This is a genomic window from Solimonas flava DSM 18980 (assembly GCF_000426685.1).
In the GTDB taxonomy this organism is placed as follows: domain Bacteria; phylum Pseudomonadota; class Gammaproteobacteria; order Nevskiales; family Nevskiaceae; genus Solimonas; species Solimonas flava.
The window spans coordinates 24,122-41,515 of record NZ_AUFV01000017.1 but is presented as its reverse complement, the minus strand read 5'-3'; the positions used below and the strand labels follow the sequence as shown (position 1 = coordinate 41,515).

Sequence of the window (17,394 nt, the reverse complement as noted above, 5' to 3'; positions counted from 1 at the left end):
CGGCCGGCACGGACGGTCGGCTTGCGTCGGACTTTCGGGGGCGCGCTGAGCATGAACTTCGACGGCCAGCAGATCCTGATCGTGGGGCTCGGCGCCAGCGGCGCCTCGGCCCTGCGCTATCTCGATCGCGCGGGTGCGCGGCTGACCGTCACCGATTCGCGCGCGGCGCCGGCCGGCATCGACGCGTTGCGCGCCGCGCACCCGCGCGCCGAATTCCACCTCGGCGCCTTCACGGCGCCGGCGCCGCTGACGCAGTACGCGCTGGCGGTGGTCTCGCCGGGCGTTTCGCTCGACGAGCCGTTCGTGCGCGAGCTGGCGGCTGCCGGCGTCGAGATCGTCGGCGACGTCGAGCTGTTCGCGCGCGCCGCGCGCGCGCCGGTCGTCGGCATCACCGGCAGCAACGGCAAGAGCACCGTCACCACGCTGGTCGGCGAAATGGCCAAGGCGGCCGGCTGGCGCGTCGCGGTCGGCGGCAATCTCGGCACGCCGGCGCTGGACCTGCTCGACGATGCGGTCGAGCTTTACGTGCTCGAGCTGTCGAGCTTCCAGCTGGAAACCACGCACACGCTGCACTGCGCTGCCGCGACGATCCTCAATCTGTCGCAGGACCATCTCGATCGCCACGGCACGATGGCGCACTACGGTCGCGTCAAGGCGCGCATCTTCAACGGCTGCCGCGCGGCGATCATCAATCGCGACGATCCGGCGGTGACGGCGCTGGCGCCCGCCGGTGCGCTGAGCTTCGGGCTGGATGCACCGGCCGCCGGTCACTACGGTTTGCGCGCCGATGCCTCCGGCGCCGACGCGGTGCTGGCCTGCGGCGACGAGGCGGTGCTGCCGCTCGCCGAGCTGAAGATCTTCGGTCTGCACAATGCCGCCAACGCGCTCGCGGCACTGGCGCTCGCCGACGCCGTCGGCGTTCCGCGCGCGGCCAGCGTGGCGGCGCTGCGCGCCTTCACCGGCCTGCCGCACCGCTGCGAGTTCGTCGCGCGCGTCGACGGCGTCGACTATTTCAATGATTCGAAGGGCACCAACGTCGGCTCGACGCTGGCGGCGCTGCACGGCCTGCCGGCGCCGATCGTCTGGCTCGGCGGCGGCCAGGGCAAGGGTCAGTCGTTCGTCGAGCTGCGCGAAGCGCTCGCCCGCAAGGGCCGCGCCGCCGTGCTGTACGGCCAGGACGCGGCGCTCATCGAGCGCGATGTCGACGGTGCGCTGCCGGTCTGGCGCGAGGCGGACCTGCACACGGCGCTGCGCCGCGCCCGTGCGCTCGCGCAGCCCGGCGATCGCGTGCTGCTGTCGCCGGCCTGCGCGAGCTTCGACCAGTTCAAGGGCTACGTCGATCGCGGCGAGCAGTTCCGCGCCGCGGTGAGGGGGCTCGCATGAGCGGCGTCGCCGCCAACTGGGGAATCCCGCAGGCGCGCTACGGCCTCGACGGCTGGCTGTGCGGCGCGGTCGCCGTGCTGCTGCTGTGGGGGCTGATCATGGTCGCTTCGGCCTCGGTCGCGCAGGCCGAGAAGCTGACCGGCGAGCCCTTCTACTTCTTCTACCGCCAGTTGATCTTCCTGGCGGTCGGCGGTGCGATCGGCTTCGGCCTGTATTGCGTGCCGATGCAGCAATGGCAGCGCAGCAGCACCTGGTTGTACGTGTTCGCGATCGGCCTGCTGATCCTGGTGCTGGTGCCGGGCGTCGGCGTCAAGGTCAACGCGGCGCGGCGCTGGATCGATCTCGGCCTGTTCCGCCTGCAGGCCTCGGAGGCCGCGCGCCTGGCGCTGATCATCTACGTCGCCAGCTACATCACCCGCCGCCAGCAACAGTTGCAGACCAGCTTCAAGGGGCTGGCGATGCCGCTGATCGCGGTGATGATCCCGTCGCTGCTGCTGCTCGCCGAGCCCGACTTCGGCGCGACCGCGATCCTGATGGGCGTGGTGTTCCTGATGCTGTTCCTCGGCGGCGCGCGCGTGCATTACTACCTCACGTTCCTCGGCTTCGCGGCCGCCGGTCTGGTGATGATCGCGATCGCCGCGCCGTACCGCGTCAAGCGCATGCTCAACTTCATGGACCCGTGGGCCGACGTCGAGAACGCCGGCTGGCAGCTCGCGCAGTCGCTGATCGCGGTCGGCCGCGGCGAGTGGACCGGCGTCGGGCTGGGCAACAGCGTGCAGAAGCTGCTGTACCTGCCAGAAATGCACACCGACTTCATCTTCGCGATCATGGCCGAGGAGTTCGGCCTGCTCGGCGTGGCGACGCTGCTGACGCTGTTCGGCATCGTCGTCTGGCGCGGCTTCGTGATCGCGCGGCGCGCCGAAGTCGACGGCCGTCGCTTCCAGGGCTTTCTCTGCTACGGCCTGAGCGGCTGGATCGGCCTGCAGTCGCTGATCAACATGGCGGTCAACATGGGCCTGCTGCCGACCAAGGGCCTGACGCTGCCGATGCTGAGCTACGGCGGCTCCTCGCTGCTGACCGTGTGCGCGATGCTCGGCCTGATCCTGCGCGTCGACTACGAGAACCGCGCGGCGGCGTTCGGCGTGACCTCGGCGGAGGATCACCGGTGAGGGCGCTGAAGTTCATCGTCATGGCGGGCGGCACCGGCGGCCACGTCTACCCGGCGCTCGCCGTCGCGCAGGCCCTGCGCGCGCACGGCCACGAGGTGCGCTGGATGGGCGCGCCCGACAGTTTCGAGTCGCGCGTCGTGCCGCAGAACGGCTTCAACATCGACACCATCCGGGTGTCCGGCCTGCGCGGCAAAGGGCTCGTCAAGCTGCTGAAAGCGCCGCTGCTGATCGTGCGTGCGGTGCTCGATGCGCGCGCGATCCTGCGTCGCGAGCGCCCCGACGCGGTGCTGGGCATGGGCGGCTTCGCGGCCGGCCCGGGCGGCATCGCCGCCTGGCTCGCCGGCGTGCCGCTGATCATTCATGAACAGAACGCCGCGGCCGGCCTCACCAACCGCGCGCTGGCGCGGATCGCGCGCGTGGTGCTGCAGGCCTTCCCGGACACGTTCGGCAACGGCTGCACGGTTGGCAATCCGGTGCGCGCCGGTTTTGCCGAGCTGCCGCCGCCGGCACAGCGCCTCGCGCACGACGGCGCGCCGCGCCTGCTGGTGATCGGCGGCTCGCAGGGCGCGCGGGCGCTGAACGAGCGCGTGCCGCAGGCGCTCGCCTTGCTGCCGGCCGGCGAGCGGCCGCAGGTCCGGCACCAGGGCGGACGCACGCTCGAGGTCGCGCAGAAGGCATATCGCCAGGCACAGGTCGAAGCCGAACTGAGCGCGTTCATCGACGACATGCCGGCCGCTTACGGCTGGGCCGATCTCGTCGTCTGCCGCGCCGGCGCCTCGACGATCGCCGAGCTCGGCGCCGCCGGCAACGCGGCCATCCTGGTGCCGCTGCCGAGCGCCGTCGACGACCATCAGACGCGCAACGCCGAGTACCTGTCGCGTGCCGGCGCGGCGCTGCTGCTGCCGGAAGCCGAGCTGACGCCGGCGCTGCTGGCGGCGCGCCTGCGCGAGCTGCTCGGCGATCGCGCGAAGCTGCAGCAGATGGCCGAGGCCGCGCGTGCGCGGGCCTGGACCGGTGCCACCAAGACGATCGCCGAGGCCTGCATCGCCGCGGCGGCGGGGAGCGCGACATGAGCGCGATGCTGCAGAACCTGATGATGGCGCCGATGCGCCGTGTGCGGCGCATCCACATGCTCGGCATCGGCGGCTCCGGCATGGCCGGCATCGCCGAGGTGCTGATCAATCTCGGCTACGTGGTCAGCGGCACGGATCTCAAGGACAGCGCCGCGACGCGCCGCCTGCGCGAGCTGGGCGCGACGATCCATCTCGGCCATCGCGCCGAGAACGCGGCCGGCGCCGATGCGATCGTGGTGTCGACCGCGGTCAAGGCCGACAACCCGGAAGTCGTTTACGCGCGCGAGCAGCGCATCCCGGTCGTGCGCCGCGCGGAAATGCTCGCCGAGCTGATGCGCTTCCGCTACGGCATCGCCATCGCCGGTACGCACGGCAAGACCACGACGACCAGCCTCGTCGCCAGCGTGCTCGCCGAGGGGCAGCTCGACCCGACCTACGTGATCGGCGGCAAGCTGAAGTCGGCGGACAGCAACGCGCGCCTCGGTCTCGGCCAGTATCTGGTCGCCGAAGCCGACGAGAGCGACGCCTCGTTCCTGCACCTGTCGCCGATGATCGCCGCGGTCACCAACATCGACGCCGATCACCTCGAAACCTACGGCCACGACTTCCGCCGCCTCAAGGCCACCTTCGTCGAGTTCCTGCACCGCCTGCCGTTCTATGGCCTGGCGATCCTCTGCGTCGACGATCCGGTCGTGCGCGAGATCCTCGACGACGTCGGCCGGCCGGTGCTGACCTACGGCTTTCGCGAAGGCGCCGACCTGCGCGCCATCGACGTCGAGCCGCAGGGCGGCGGCTCGCGCTTCGCCGTGCTGTTCCGCGACGGCGGGCGCGAATCGTTCTTCCTCAACCTGCCGGGCCAGCACAACGTGCAGAACGCGCTGATCGCGATCGCCGTCGGCCGTGAGCTCGGCGTTTCGTTCGACGCGATGCGTCGCGCGTTGGCCGGCTTCGGCGGCGTCGGCCGCCGCTGCGAGCCGCACGGCGAACTGCGCCTGCCGGGTGGCGGCCGCGCGCAGCTGGTCGACGACTACGGGCATCACCCGCGCGAAATCGCGGCGACGTTCCAGGCGATGCGTGCCGCCTATCCGCAGCGGCGTCTGGTCGTGGCTTTCCAGCCGCACCGCTACACGCGCACGCGCGACCTGTTCGAGGATTTCGCGGCGATCCTGTCGGAGGCCGACGCGCTGCTGCTCGCCGAGGTCTATGCGGCCGGCGAGGCGCCGATCGAGGGTGCCGACGGTCGCGCGCTGGCGCGCGCGATCCGCGCACGCGGCAAGGTCGAGCCGATCTTCGTCGCCGGCGTCGCCGAGCTGCCGGACGCGCTGATGCGCGTGCTGCGCGACGGCGATCTGCTGCTGACGATGGGCGCCGGCGACATCGGCGGTCTGGCCGCGCAGCTGGTCCAGCAGTACGGCGCCGGAGGCAAGGCATGAGCGCGCCGCTGCACAGCACCGAGCGCCGCGACGAGCCGATGGCGCGGCACACGTCCTGGCGCGTCGGCGGGCCCGCCGACCGCTATTTCGAGCCGGCTTCGCGCGAGGCGCTGGCGGCGTTCGTGCGCGGCCTGCCGCCGCACGAGCCGATCCTGTGGCTCGGCCTCGGCAGCAATCTGCTGGTTCGCGACGGCGGCGTGCGCGGCACCGTGATCGGCCTGCACGGCGCGCTCGACGCGATCGAGGTCGACGGCCTGACCGTCACGGCCGAGGCCGGCGCGCACTGCGCGCGGCTCGCCAAGACCGTCGTCGCCCACCGGCTCGCCGGCGCCGGCTTCTTCGCCGGTATTCCCGGCACGGTCGGCGGGGCGCTGGCGATGAACGCTGGTGCGCACGGCGGCGAGACCTGGGACGTTGTCACCGAGGTCGAGGTGATGCGCCGCGACGGCTCGACGGTCTGGCGGCCGAAGTCGGCGTTCCGCTACGGCTATCGCCACGTCGAGCTGCCGGCCGATGCCGCCGGCTTCGTCGCCGCGCGCTTTCGGTTCACGCCCGACGCGGACGGCCGGGCCGAGGCGGACATGAAAGCCTGGCTTGCGCGCCGCAAGGCGACGCAGCCGGTCGGTCGGGCGACGGCGGGCAGCACCTTCCGCAATCCGCCCGGCGAGCACGCCGCGCGTCTGATCGAGCAGTGCGGCTTGAAGGGCTGCCGCCTCGGCGGTGCCGAAGTCTCGATGCTGCACGCCAACTTCATCGTCACCGACGAGACCGCGCGCGCGGCCGACGTCGAGCGCCTGATCGCGCACATCCAGAACACCGTTTTCGACAAGACCGGCATCCGCCTCGAGCCGGAAGTCCGCATCGTGGGAGAAGCCGCATGAGGCGCACGACGAATCCGCAGGACTTCGGTCGCGTCGCCGTGCTGGCGGGCGGCTGGGTGAGCGGCCGCGCCTGCGAAGTGCCGGTGGCACTTCGCGCGGACGCGAACGCCCGGCCAGGGATGGCCGGGCCGGGGCGCGATGGACAGATGCCGTCGCGCCAGGGATGGCGGCGCCGAGCCGCCGGAGGCGTCGCGCGTGGCTAGGAAGACCCACAATCCCAAGGACTTCGGTCGCGTCGCCGTGCTGGCGGGCGGCTGGAGCAGCGAGCGCCAGGTCGCGCTGTGGAGCGGCGAGGGTATTCATGCCGCGCTGCTCGGCCGCGGCGTCGACGCGACGCTGGTCGACGCCACGCCCGAGATCGTGCTGAACCTGAAGTCGCAAGGCTACGACCGCGTCTTCAACATCCTGCACGGCACCGGTGGCGAGGACGGCACGGTGCAGGCGGCGCTCGAACTGCAGGGCATTCCGTATACCGGCAGCGGCGTGCTGGCTTCGGCGCTGGCGATGGACAAGCTGCGCACCAAGCGCATGTGGAAGGCCGAGGGTTTGCCGACGCCGGACTGGCTGTGGATCGAGCGCGAGGGCGACCTCGACGAGGCCGCGGCGCGCTTCGGCTTCCCGCTGATCATCAAGCCGTCGGAGGAGGGCTCGAGCGTCGGCGTCAGCAAGGTGAAATCGGCCGCCCAGCTGCGCGAGGCCTGGCAGCTCGCGCGTGGCGAGCATGGCCGCGTGGTGATGGCCGAGCGCTTCGTCGCCAGCCGCCAGCCGGGTCACGAATTCACCTGCGCGATCCTCGGCGTCGAGGCGCTGCCGACGATCCGCATCGTTCCGGACGCCGAGTTCTACGACTATCACGCCAAATACCTGTCGGACAACACGCGCTACGAGTGCCCGAGCGGTCTCGATGCAGCGCTGGAAGCGCGCGTCCAGGCGATCTGCCTGCGCGCGTTCGAGATTCTCGGGGCGAAGACCTGGGGCCGCATCGACTTCATGCTCGACGGCGACGACCAGCCGTGGCTGATCGAGGCCAACCTCGTGCCCGGCATGACTTCGCACAGCCTCGTGCCGATGGCGGCGAAGGCGCGCGGCATCGATTACGCGTCGCTGTGCTGGGCGATCCTCGAAGACACGCTGGACGAGGGGGGCGGATGACCGCATACGCCATGACCGCCGACGACGCCTTCGATTTCGAGTCCACCCCGCTGCGCCGGCATCTGATGCTGGCGCTCGGCGTCGCCGCGTTCCTCGCCGTGATCGGCGCCGGCTGGAGCGCGCTCGAATTCGGCAGTCGCGAGCCGGTCGCGCGCCTGCAGGTCGAAGGTCGCTTCTCGCGACTAAAGCTGGCGGACATCGACGCGGCGGCGCGGCCGCTGATCGACCGCCGCTTCGGCGATCTCGATCTGATCGCCGTGCGCGAAGCGGTCGAGGCCTTGCCGTGGACGTCGCGCGCCAGCGTCGAGCGCGTCTGGCCGGCGACGGTGCGCGTGCGTGCCTGGGAGCGCGTGCCGTTCGCGCGCTGGGGCGACGATGCGCTGCTCGATGCCGATGCGCGCGTGTTCAGGCCGGCGCCGGGCGAAGTGCCGGACGGCCTGCCGCAGCTGTCGGGGCCGACGGGCCACGAGGCGACGGTTGCCGAGATGTTCCGGGCGTTGAGCGTCCGCCTGATCCAGTCCTCGTTTCCGCTGCAGGGACTGGGGCAGGACGCGCGCGGCGAATGGACCGCGCGGACGGCGGGCGGGGTCGAGCTGCGCTTCGGGCGCGAGGACCCGCAGGAAAAGACGGACATGCTGCTCGGCGCCGCCGAGCGCGCGCTCAAGGATCGCATCGCCGACGTGAAGTACGTCGACCTGCGCTACACCAATGGATTCTCGGTTGGCTGGATCACGCCGCCGAAACAGAAGAAGGAGAGCCACTGACATGGCACGCCGCGAAGAGCGCAACCTGCTCGTCGGCATCGACATCGGCACGTCCAAGTGCGTGGCCGTCGTCGGCCAGCAGATGCCGGAAGGCCACATCGAGATCGTGGGCTACGGTGAGCACGCGTCGCGCGGCATGAACCGCGGCGACGTCGTCAACATCGAGCTGACCACGCAGGCGATCAAGCGCGCCGTCGAGAACGCCGAGCACATGGCCAACTGCCGCGCGCAGTCGGTCTACGTCGGCATTTCCGGCACGCACATCCGCAGCTTCAACTCGACCGGCGTGGCGCCGGTACGCGCCGGCAGCGTGTCCGAGCGCGACGTCGACAGCGTGATGGATGCGGCGCGCGCGATCGCGATTCCCGCCGACCAGAAGATCCTGCACGTCATTCCGCAGGAGTTCGTCGTCGACGGCCGCGAAGGCATCCACGATCCGGTCGGCATGCACGGCGTGCGCCTCGAAGCGAAGGTGCACATCGTCACCGGCTCGATTTCCGCGGCGCAGAACATTTACAAGTGCGTCGAGAGCTGCGGTCTGAAAGTCGACAAGCTGATCCTGCAGCACCTGGCGTCGAGCTACGCGACGCTGCTGCCGGACGAGCGCGACCTCGGCGTCTGCATGGTCGACATCGGCGGCGGCACCTCCGATATCGCCGTGTTCCGCGGCGGCACCATCCGCCACACCGCGGTGCTGCCGATCGCCGGCAACCAGGTGACGAACGACATCAGCGTCGCCTTCCGCACGCCGGCGCCGTATGCCGAGGAATTGAAGGTGCACTACGGCGTGGCGCTGCCGCAGTTCGCGGCCGCGCACGAGGAGATCGAGGTCAAGGGCGTCGGCGATGCGCCGGCGCGTCGCCTGTCGCGCCTGACGCTGGCCGAAGTCATCAAGCCGCGCTACGAGGAGCTGTTCCGCTTCATCCGCAAGGAGCTGCACCGCTCGGACTGGTACGAGCTGGTGGCGGGCGGAATCGTGCTGACCGGCGGTTCGGCGCAGATGCCGGGCGTCGTCGAGCTCGCCGAGGAAGTCTTCGAGCTGCCGGTGCGGCTGGGCCTGCCGCACGAGGTGCAGGGCATCAAGGACGTGGTGCGCAACCCGGCCTGCGCGACGGCGGTCGGCCTGCTGATGTACGGGCGCCAGAACCAGCCGCAGATGGCGAGCGCCCCGACGCAGGGCGTCGGGCACTGGCTGACGCGGATCAACGAGTGGATCAAAGGCAGTTTCTGAGCGGCCGCGAGTCGCCCTGGATCTGTTGCTGGAGAGCAGTGAATTAGTGGTGAGAAGTGAAGTCTTGTTATTGACATTGGCACAGTTTTTTATTATTTTATTTTCGCGGAAATGTTTACATATAAAAACGACGATCCGCGGGCCGAGTCTGCAGGGCTTCTACAGTGCACGCCGCGAGGCGTGAGTCGGGTGAACACGGACGAGGAGCGCCCCAGCGGCGCGGGAGCAGGAACATGAGCGGACAGACACGGGAAATTTTCGAATTGATGGATGGCCAGCGGCGACGCGCGGTCATTCGCGTCATCGGCGTCGGCGGCGGTGGCTGCAATACCGTCAATCAGATGGCGCAGGCTTCGATCGACGGCGTTGACTTCGTCTGCGCCAACACCGATCGCGATCATCTCGAGCGCTGCGTGCCGACCAACCAGCTGCAGCTGGGCGTCGAGATCACGCGCGGCCTCGGCGCCGGCTCCGATCCGGCGGTCGGCCGGCAGGCGGCGGAGGAAGACCGCGATCGCATCCGCGAGATGATCGAGGGCACCGACCTGCTGTTCGTCACCGCCGGCATGGGCGGCGGCACCGGCACCGGTGCGGCGCCGGTGATCGCGCAGATCGCCAAGGAGCTGAACATCCTGACGGTTGCGGTCGTCACCAAGCCGTTCGCGCACGAAGGCAAGAAGCGCATGGGTGTGGCGATGCGCGGCATCGACGAACTGCGCCAGTACACCGACTCGCTGATCCTGATCCCGAACGAGAAGCTCTCGCTTGTGCTCGGGAAGAAGGTCACGCTGCTGAACTGCTTCAGGGCGGCCAACGACGTGCTGCAGAACGCCGTGCAGGGCATTTCCGACCTGATCACGCGTCCGGGCCTCATCAACGTCGACTTCGCCGACGTCAAGACGGTGATGTCGAACCGCGGCATGTCGATGATGGGTATCGGCGTGGCGACCGGTGAGGATCGTGCGCAGCGCGCCGTCGAGATGGCGCTGTCGAGCCCGCTGCTCGACGACATCGAGCTGCATGGCGCCCGCGGCCTGCTCGTCAACGTCACCTGCGACGAGACGCTGCTGTCCGAGGAATACGAGTACATCAGCGCGCGCGTCGGCGAGATCGCGTCCGACGAGGCCGATGCCAAGGTCGGCATGTCGATCAACCCGAACCTCAACGGCGAGCTGCGCGTGACGGTCGTCGCCACCGGCCTCAACGGCACCAAGCAGCAGGCGCAGGTGATGCCGGCGCCGGCGGCCGCGGTCAATCCGCGCGTCGCGCAGTTCATCCGCCCGGCCGAGCCGGCGATGTACGGGCAGACGGCGCAGCCGGCCTATGGCCAGCCGCAGATGCCGCAGATCGGTTCGCCGGCGCTCGACATTCCGGCGGTGCACCGCCAGCAGCGCAAGGTCGCTTCGGGCGGCGGCGGCGCGTTCCCGCTCGGGCTCGACGAGGACATCATCAACATCCCGGCGTTCCTGCGGAACCAGGCCGACTGATGGCCGATCGCGGCGCCGCCCACCGTCCGGGGCGGCGCCGGTCCCGCCGGCGCCCTTCAGGGGCCGTACGGGAACGCGTGTTAAACTTCCGTGTCCATGCGGCGCGGCGCTTCCCGGCGCCGCGCCTTTTTCTTTTCGGGCACAGTACCTTTTCCGGCACAGAACGAAGACTATGGTCCGTCAACGCACTCTGAAGCAGGCGATCCGCGCCAGCGGCATCGGTCTCCACTCGGGCCGCAAGGTCTACATGTCGCTGCTGCCGGCGGGTCCGGATACCGGCATCGTGTTCCGCCGGACCGACATGAATCCGCCGGTCGAGATTCCGAGCCAGGCCCATCTGCTGCGCGAGGCGGTGATGTGCAGCACGCTGGTCAACGACGCGGGCGTGAAGATCATGACGGTCGAGCACCTGATGTCGGCGCTCGCCGGTCTGGGCATCGACAACTGCGTCGTCGAGCTGTCGGCCGCCGAGATTCCGATCATGGACGGCAGTTCGGGACCGTTCGTGTTCCTGATCCAGTCGGCCGGCATCCACGAGCAGGACGCGCCGAAGAAGTTCCTGCGCATCCGCCAGCCGGTGCAGGTGCAGGACGGCGACAAATGGGCGCGCTTCGAACCCTACGAAGGGTTCCGGCTGGCGTTCAACATCGACTTCAAGCACCCGGTGTTCAAGGCCTCGGGTCAGAACGCCGTCATCGAGTTCTCTACCGCCAACTACGTCAAGGAAGTGTCCCGGGCGCGCACCTTCGGCTTTCTGCGCGAACTCGACACGCTGCGCGCCAACAACCTCGGCCTTGGCGCCAGCCTCGATAACGTCGTTGCGCTGGACGATTTCCGCGTCGTCAATCACGATGGCCTGCGTTACGACGACGAGTTCGTCCGGCACAAGATTCTCGATGCGGTCGGCGATCTCTACCTGCTCGGCCATCCGGTCATCGGCGCCTATACGGCATACAAGTCGGGTCACGCGCTCAACAACAAGCTGGTGCGCGCCGTGCTCGACGACATGTCTTCGTTCGAGATCGTCACGTACGAGGATCAGGCTGCCGACGTGCCGATCGCCTACGTGCGCGGCAGCTTCGCTGCCGCCGCCTGAGCGGCGCCTCGCGCGCGTTTCCTTGCCGTCAGCGGCCGCCGCATTCGCTTACAGCGGGCGGCGCGCTTCTTGCTGGGCCAAAACGGCCCGGGAGCGTTTGCCCTGATGCTTGCCCTATTGCGGGGCAGGCCGATAGACTCGGGCTAGCCCGCGAACGGGGGGCGTACGCGAGTTTCGACGCGCGTGCAGGTCATCCGGTAGCGGTCATTCAGCCAGATCAACAGCGAGCTGCTGCGATGACGCAGAGGCACGAGGGCTGACGCGGAAGCCGAAAAGACCACCACGGTCTGCTCGCGGATGTTGGCGATGCGGATCTGACGGACCCAAGGCTCTTCGCACCACAGCGGCAAGGAGCGATTGATATCGGCCAGGCTCTGCACCCGGGCAAGCCAGGCGTTGCCGCTTTTCTGCGGCAGTCGATGCAACAGTTGCTGAACGGATTGCGGATCGCGCACGAGGGGCTTCGGCGTCAACGATGGATATTATTGTAGTCAGCCACCAGCGTGGACGGACATGGCGCCTGCGGCTTGATGTCCGTCACGTATGGGGCTGGCTGCCCTTCGCGTTGGCCGGCCTCTTCCTGATCGGCGCCAGCTTCGCGGTCGGCTACTGGACGCGCGGCGGTTCCAGCGTGTTGCCGCCGCGTCTGGTCGCGGCCTGGGCGCAGGAAGTCGAACAGCAGCGCCATGCGCTGCGCACCACCCGTTCCGAAGCCGAGCAGAACGCCGCCGCGCTGTCGCGCCGGCTCGCCCAGTTGCAGGCGCACGTGCTGCGCCTCGACGCGGCCGGCCAGCGCCTGACCGAGATCGCGGGCCTGGAAGAGGGGGAATTCAATTTCAGCGAGCCGCCGCCGGTCGGTGGTCCCGAAGTGAACCCGGCGGACACCAGCTTCGATCCGGTCCTCGCGTCGCTCACCAATTACGAGCGCCAGCTCTCGGACCGCGAGCGCCAGTTCCGCGTGCTCGAGGACCTGCTGGTCGCCAGTCGTCTGCAGAAGGAAGTGCGGCCGTCCGGCTGGCCGATCGAGAACGGCTGGATCAGCTCGGTGTTCGGTACGCGCGCCGATCCGTTCACGGGCCGCCTGGCCCGCCACCAGGGCATCGACTTTGCCGGGCGCACCGGCGCCGAGGTGCAGGCGGTGGCGGCGGGCATCGTGGCGTTCGCGGGGCCGAGCGAAGGCTACGGCAATCTCGTCGAGATCAACCACGGCAACGGCTACAGCACGCGTTACGGGCACAACAGCGCCATCCTGGTCCGCGTCGGCGAGAAGATCGCGCGCGGCCAGGCCGTGGCGCGCATCGGCTCGACCGGGCGCTCGACCGGCCCGCACGTGCATTTCGAAGTGCTCTACAACGGCACCGCCGTCGACCCGGAGCGCTATATCCAGGCGGCGCGCTGAGGCCGCCAGGCGTGCGCAGCGCCCGGGGCAGCCTTGAAACCCAGCTGGACGCCCCAAGCAAGGCATAATACGCGCCATTTCCTATTCGGACGGCGGCCCGCGTCGTCGTCCTACCGCCTGTAGCGAGCTTATGTTCAACAATGTTCTGGCCCGGGTCTTCGGGAGCCGTAATCAACGCATCCTGAAGAAACTCGACCCGCTGGTGGCGGCGGTCGCGGCACTCGAAGCCAAGTACGCGGCGATGGACGACGCCACGCTGGTGCAGCAGACGGTGGTGCTGCGCGAGCGCCTGGCCAAGGGCGAGACGCTCGACCAGATTCGTGCCGACGCCTTCGCGGTCGTGCGCGAGGCCGGCAAGCGCGTCATGGGCATGCGCCATTTCGATGTGCAGCTGATCGGCGGTGCGATCCTGCATGAAGGCAAGATCGCCGAAATGCGCACCGGCGAGGGCAAGACCCTGGTCGCCACGCTGCCGGCCTATCTCAACGCGCTGCCCGGCAAGGGCGTGCACGTCGTCACCGTCAACGACTACCTCGCGCGCCGCGACTCGGAGTGGATGGGGCGCATCTTCCGCTTCCTCGGCTTGAGCGTCGGCGTCATCGTCTCCGGGCAGAGCACCGAGGAAAAGCGCGAGGCTTACGCCTGCGACATCACCTACGCGACCAACAACGAACTCGGCTTCGATTACCTGCGCGACAACATGGCGTTCTCGCCGGGCGACAAGGTGCAGCGCGGCCATCATTACGCGATCGTCGACGAGGTCGACTCGATCCTGATCGACGAGGCCCGCACGCCACTGATCATCAGCGGTCCGACCGACGACGACCCGGAGCTGTACCGCAAGATCAACGCGCTGATCCCGAAGCTGGTCGCACAGCAGGAAGAGGACGGTCCGGGCGATTTCTCGGTCGACGAGAAGGCCAAACAGGTGCACCTCACCGAGGCCGGTCACGAGAAGGTCGAGGACCTGATGCGGGCGAGCGGACTGCTCGGCGAGGAGGACAGCCTCTACGACGCCGCCAACATCGTCCTGCTGCATCATCTGAACGCGCTGCTGCGCGCTCACCAGCTGTACAAGCGTGACGTCGAGTACATCGTCCGCAACGGCCAGATCATCATCATCGACGAGTTCACCGGCCGCATGATGCCCGGCCGCCGCTGGTCTGACGGCCTGCATCAGGCGATCGAGGCGAAGGAAAACGTCAAGATCCAGCAGGAAAACCAGACGCTCGCCAGCATTACCTTCCAGAACTATTTCCGCCTCTACGAAAAGCTGTCCGGCATGACCGGCACCGCCGATACCGAGGCCTTCGAGTTCCAGAGCATCTACAACCTGGAAGTCGTCGTGATCCCGACCAACCGCCCGATGCAGCGCAAGGATCAGGGCGATCTCGTGTTCATGAACGCGCAGGACAAGTTCAAGGCGGTGATCGGCGAGATCCGCCAGGCGCACGCCAAGCAGCAGCCGGTGCTGGTCGGCACCGCCAGCATCGAGACCTCGGAACTGCTGTCCGGTCTGCTGAAAAAGGACGGCATCGCCCACGAGGTGCTCAACGCCAAGCAGCACGAGCGCGAGGCCGAGATCGTCGCGCAGGCCGGTCGCCCCGGAGCGGTGACGATCGCGACCAACATGGCCGGCCGCGGCACCGACATCGTGCTCGGCGGCAATCTGGAGTCCGAGCTCGCACAGATTCCGGAGGAGGACGTCGCCGCGCGCGAAGCAGCGCGCTCCGCCTGGAAGCAGCGGCACGAGCTGGTGCTGCAGGCCGGTGGCCTGTACGTGATCGGCTCGGAGCGTCACGAATCGCGGCGCATCGACAACCAGCTGCGCGGCCGTTCCGGTCGCCAGGGCGATCCGGGCGCCTCGCGGTTCTATCTGTCGCTCGACGACACGCTGATGCGCATCTTCACGCCGCCGCGCATGCGCGCGATGCTGCAGGGTCTCGGCATGCAGGAAGGCGAGGCGATCGAACATCGCTGGGTGACGCGTGCGATCGAAACCGCGCAGCGCAAGGTCGAGGCGCACAACTTCGATATCCGCAAGCAGCTGCTCGAGTACGACAACGTCGCCAACGATCAGCGCAAGGCGGTCTACGAGCTGCGCGACCAGGTGATGAACTCTGAGCGCGTCACGCACATGGTCGACACCATTCGTCCGGACGTCGTCAGCGCCGTGATCGACGCGCACGTCCCGCCGCAGTCGATCGAGGACACCTGGAACATCGAAGGGCTGCAGGAGGCGTTCCGCCGCGACTTCGCGCTCGACCTGCCGATCAAGGCCTGGCTCGACGAAGAGCGCGAGCTCAACGAGAAGAGTCTGCGCGCGCGCCTGCTCGACACGGTTCGCGAGGCGTACGAGGCGAAGAAGGCGCAGATCGGCGCGCCGATCCTCGAGCATTTCGAGAAAGCCGCGATGCTGCAGACGCTCGACAATCTCTGGCGCGAGCATCTGGCGGCGATGGATTACCTGCGCCAGGGCATCCACCTGCGCGGCTACGCGCAGAAGGATCCGAAGCAGGAGTACAAGCGCGAGGCCTTCGGCATGTTCAACGACATGCTGGCGCGCTACAAGCATGAAGTCATCACGCTGCTGGCCCGCGTGCGCATCCAGACCGAGGCCGAGGTCCAGGCCGTCGAGGAGCAGCGCCGCCGCCAAGCCGAACTGCTCGAACAGCGCATGCAGATGCAGCACGAGTCGGCGCCGGTTGCCGTCGATGGCAATGAGGTCGAGGCGGCCGCCGAAGCGCCGGCCGCCGCGCCGCGCCGGCTGGAGGCTGCAGCGGCCGTGGAGCGCAGCGCGCCGATCGTGCGCGACATGCCCAAGGTCGGCCGCAACGATCCCTGCCCCTGCGGCAGCGGCAAGAAGTTCAAGCACTGCCACGGCGCGCTCGTCTAGGCCCGCGCATTCGTCTGCAGCGCGGACCGGTCCCGCGCCCGTCCGCGCTCGCCGTATTTCTGTACGGCCATGCCCCGGATGCGTAGCTTCGGCCCTGCTCCTCGCGACAGCCGTGCGGCGGCTGGCTTGTCGGGGTCGGGCAACGCAAAATATGCAAGGCGCCTTCGAGGCGCCTTCATTCTTTCTGCCGCGAAACCAAACATGGCCGTCAATCTGTCCGAACCCACGAACCTGCTGCCGGTCACCGGCGTGCGTCTCGGCGTCGCCGAAGCGGCGATCAAGAAGCCAGGCCGCAACGACCTGCTGCTGATCGAGCTCGCCGAGGGCAGCTGCGTCGCCGGTGTGTTTACGCGCAACGCCTTCGCGGCCGCGCCGGTGCAGCTATGCCGCGAGTCGCTGAAGGCGACGTCGGCGATTCGTGCGCTGCTCGTCAACGCCGGCAACGCCAATGCGGCGACCGGCAGCGCCGGGCTGGAGGACGCACGCCGGACGACGGCCGCCGTTGCCGCCGCACTCGGCTGCGCGCCGCAGCAGGTCCTGCCGTTCTCGACCGGCGTGATCGGCCAGCGCCTGCCGCTCGAGCGCATGCTTGCGGCGGTGCCGAAAGCCGCCGCCGATCTCGCGGCCGGTGCCTGGGCGGCGGCCGCGCGCACGATCATGACCACGGACACGGTCTCGAAGGGCGCGAGCCGTCGCGTCGCGACTTCGCAAGGCGACGTCACCGTGACCGGCATCGCCAAGGGCGTCGGCATGATCGAGCCGCACATGGCGACGATGCTGGCGTTCGTCGCCACCGATGCGCGCCTGACGCCGGCGGCGACCGACGCGGCGCTGCGCGCTGCCGTCGACGAATCGTTCAATTGCGTGACGGTCGACAGCGACACGTCGACGAACGACTCCTGTGTGCTGTGCGCGACCGCGCAGGTCGGCACGCGCGAGATCGGCATCGGCGACGCCGACTACGCACTCGTCAGCGCCGCCATTCGCGAGGTCTGCATCGAGCTGGCGCAATGCGTCGTGCGCGACGGTGAAGGCGCGACGCGTTTCATCACGATCGAGGTCGGCGGTGCGCGCGACGTCGCCGAAGCGCGCCAGGTCGGTTATGCGATCGCCAACTCGCCGCTGGTCAAGACCGCGATGTTCGCCGGTGACGCCAACTGGGGGCGCATCGTCATGGCGATCGGCAAGGCCGGCGTCGAGGGGCTGGACCCGGCGCGGGTCGGCGTGGCGCTCGACGATGTCGTGCTGCTTGAAGGCGGCGAGCCGCATCCCGACTATCGCGAGGAGCGCGGCGCCGCAATCGTCGCGCGGCCCGAGTTCACGATTCGCGTCGGGCTCGGTCGCGGTGACGCGCAGGCGCGCTTGTGGACCTGCGATTTCAGCTACGAGTACGTGAAGATCAACGCCGAGTACCGGACTTGAGGCACGTG

At 68.9% G+C, this 17,394-nt stretch carries 14 protein-coding genes; 13 read left to right on the top strand and 1 reads right to left on the bottom strand.

Features of this window, described 5'->3' with window-relative positions; genetic code table 11:
- The first annotated feature begins 51 nt into the window (after positions 1-51).
- The 10 genes from murD to lpxC all read left to right on the top strand — a co-directional run bounded on the left by murD (position 52) and on the right by lpxC (position 11,669).
- Positions 52-1,383, top strand: coding sequence for a UDP-N-acetylmuramoyl-L-alanine--D-glutamate ligase (murD, locus tag K343_RS0116480; protein ID WP_028009011.1), 1,332 nt, complete (start codon positions 52-54; stop codon positions 1,381-1,383).
- Complete coding sequence (gene ftsW, locus K343_RS0116475) at positions 1,380-2,552, top strand: putative lipid II flippase FtsW (RefSeq protein ID WP_028009010.1); 1,173 nt, start codon at positions 1,380-1,382, stop codon at positions 2,550-2,552. Before murD ends, ftsW begins: the two co-directional genes overlap by 4 nt.
- The gene (gene murG, locus K343_RS0116470) at positions 2,549-3,625 is read left to right on the top strand and encodes an undecaprenyldiphospho-muramoylpentapeptide beta-N-acetylglucosaminyltransferase (RefSeq protein WP_028009009.1); all 1,077 of its coding nucleotides are present in this window, start codon (positions 2,549-2,551) and stop codon (positions 3,623-3,625) included. Before ftsW ends, murG begins: the two co-directional genes overlap by 4 nt.
- The gene (murC, locus tag K343_RS0116465; RefSeq protein WP_051278608.1) at positions 3,622-5,058 is read left to right on the top strand and encodes a UDP-N-acetylmuramate--L-alanine ligase; all 1,437 of its coding nucleotides are present in this window, start codon (positions 3,622-3,624) and stop codon (positions 5,056-5,058) included. The genes murG and murC overlap by 4 nt, the downstream gene beginning before the upstream one ends.
- On the top strand, positions 5,055-5,939 hold the full coding sequence (gene murB / locus K343_RS0116460; protein ID WP_028009007.1) for a UDP-N-acetylmuramate dehydrogenase: 885 nt from the start codon (positions 5,055-5,057) through the stop codon (positions 5,937-5,939). The genes murC and murB overlap by 4 nt, the downstream gene beginning before the upstream one ends.
- Before the next feature lie 195 nt (positions 5,940-6,134).
- Complete coding sequence (locus K343_RS0116455; RefSeq protein WP_028009006.1) at positions 6,135-7,091, top strand: D-alanine--D-alanine ligase; 957 nt, start codon at positions 6,135-6,137, stop codon at positions 7,089-7,091.
- The gene (locus K343_RS22600; RefSeq protein WP_051278605.1) at positions 7,088-7,855 is read left to right on the top strand and encodes a cell division protein FtsQ/DivIB; all 768 of its coding nucleotides are present in this window, start codon (positions 7,088-7,090) and stop codon (positions 7,853-7,855) included. The genes K343_RS0116455 and K343_RS22600 overlap by 4 nt, the downstream gene beginning before the upstream one ends.
- A 1-nt stretch (position 7,856) precedes the next feature.
- On the top strand, positions 7,857-9,086 hold the full coding sequence (ftsA, locus tag K343_RS0116445) for a cell division protein FtsA (RefSeq protein ID WP_028009005.1): 1,230 nt from the start codon (positions 7,857-7,859) through the stop codon (positions 9,084-9,086).
- 233 nt (positions 9,087-9,319) lie between these two features.
- A complete protein-coding gene (gene ftsZ, locus K343_RS0116440) occupies positions 9,320-10,573 on the top strand; it encodes a cell division protein FtsZ (protein ID WP_245585222.1) in 1,254 nt (417 codons plus the stop codon).
- Between the two features lie 172 nt (positions 10,574-10,745).
- The gene (gene lpxC, locus K343_RS0116435) at positions 10,746-11,669 is read left to right on the top strand and encodes a UDP-3-O-acyl-N-acetylglucosamine deacetylase (RefSeq protein ID WP_028009003.1); all 924 of its coding nucleotides are present in this window, start codon (positions 10,746-10,748) and stop codon (positions 11,667-11,669) included.
- A 143-nt stretch (positions 11,670-11,812) separates the two neighbouring features.
- Here lpxC and K343_RS0116430 read toward each other — a convergent pair whose 3' ends face one another.
- Positions 11,813-12,124: a hypothetical protein gene (locus K343_RS0116430; protein ID WP_028009002.1), complete on the bottom strand. Its 312-nt coding sequence runs from the start codon at positions 12,122-12,124 to the stop codon at positions 11,813-11,815.
- Between the two features lie 20 nt (positions 12,125-12,144).
- Here K343_RS0116430 and K343_RS0116425 point away from each other — a divergent pair, with 20 nt between their 5' ends.
- The 3 genes from K343_RS0116425 to argJ all read left to right on the top strand — a co-directional run bounded on the left by K343_RS0116425 (position 12,145) and on the right by argJ (position 17,386).
- The gene (locus tag K343_RS0116425) at positions 12,145-13,068 is read left to right on the top strand and encodes a M23 family metallopeptidase (RefSeq protein WP_028009001.1); all 924 of its coding nucleotides are present in this window, start codon (positions 12,145-12,147) and stop codon (positions 13,066-13,068) included.
- Between the two features lie 130 nt (positions 13,069-13,198).
- Positions 13,199-15,964: a preprotein translocase subunit SecA gene (secA, locus tag K343_RS0116420; RefSeq protein WP_028009000.1), complete on the top strand. Its 2,766-nt coding sequence runs from the start codon at positions 13,199-13,201 to the stop codon at positions 15,962-15,964.
- A 201-nt stretch (positions 15,965-16,165) separates the two neighbouring features.
- A complete protein-coding gene (argJ, locus tag K343_RS0116415; protein ID WP_028008999.1) occupies positions 16,166-17,386 on the top strand; it encodes a bifunctional glutamate N-acetyltransferase/amino-acid acetyltransferase ArgJ in 1,221 nt (406 codons plus the stop codon).
- Positions 17,387-17,394: the final 8 nt, after the last annotated feature.

What these genes read in the sequence shown, in the direction of transcription:
- K343_RS22600 (WP_051278605.1), top strand. Translation starts at nt 7,088, where the DNA reads ATGACCGCATACGCCATGACCGCCGACGACGCCTTCGATTTCGAGTCC.
- argJ (WP_028008999.1), top strand. Translation starts at nt 16,166, where the DNA reads ATGGCCGTCAATCTGTCCGAACCCACGAACCTGCTGCCGGTCACCGGC.
- murD (WP_028009011.1), top strand. Translation starts at nt 52, where the DNA reads ATGAACTTCGACGGCCAGCAGATCCTGATCGTGGGGCTCGGCGCCAGC.
- lpxC (WP_028009003.1), top strand. Translation starts at nt 10,746, where the DNA reads ATGGTCCGTCAACGCACTCTGAAGCAGGCGATCCGCGCCAGCGGCATC.
- K343_RS0116425 (WP_028009001.1), top strand. Translation starts at nt 12,145, where the DNA reads ATGGATATTATTGTAGTCAGCCACCAGCGTGGACGGACATGGCGCCTG.
- ftsW (WP_028009010.1), top strand. Translation starts at nt 1,380, where the DNA reads ATGAGCGGCGTCGCCGCCAACTGGGGAATCCCGCAGGCGCGCTACGGC.
- murB (WP_028009007.1), top strand. Translation starts at nt 5,055, where the DNA reads ATGAGCGCGCCGCTGCACAGCACCGAGCGCCGCGACGAGCCGATGGCG.
- ftsZ (WP_245585222.1), top strand. Translation starts at nt 9,320, where the DNA reads ATGAGCGGACAGACACGGGAAATTTTCGAATTGATGGATGGCCAGCGG.
- ftsA (WP_028009005.1), top strand. Translation starts at nt 7,857, where the DNA reads ATGGCACGCCGCGAAGAGCGCAACCTGCTCGTCGGCATCGACATCGGC.
- murC (WP_051278608.1), top strand. Translation starts at nt 3,622, where the DNA reads ATGAGCGCGATGCTGCAGAACCTGATGATGGCGCCGATGCGCCGTGTG.
- secA (WP_028009000.1), top strand. Translation starts at nt 13,199, where the DNA reads ATGTTCAACAATGTTCTGGCCCGGGTCTTCGGGAGCCGTAATCAACGC.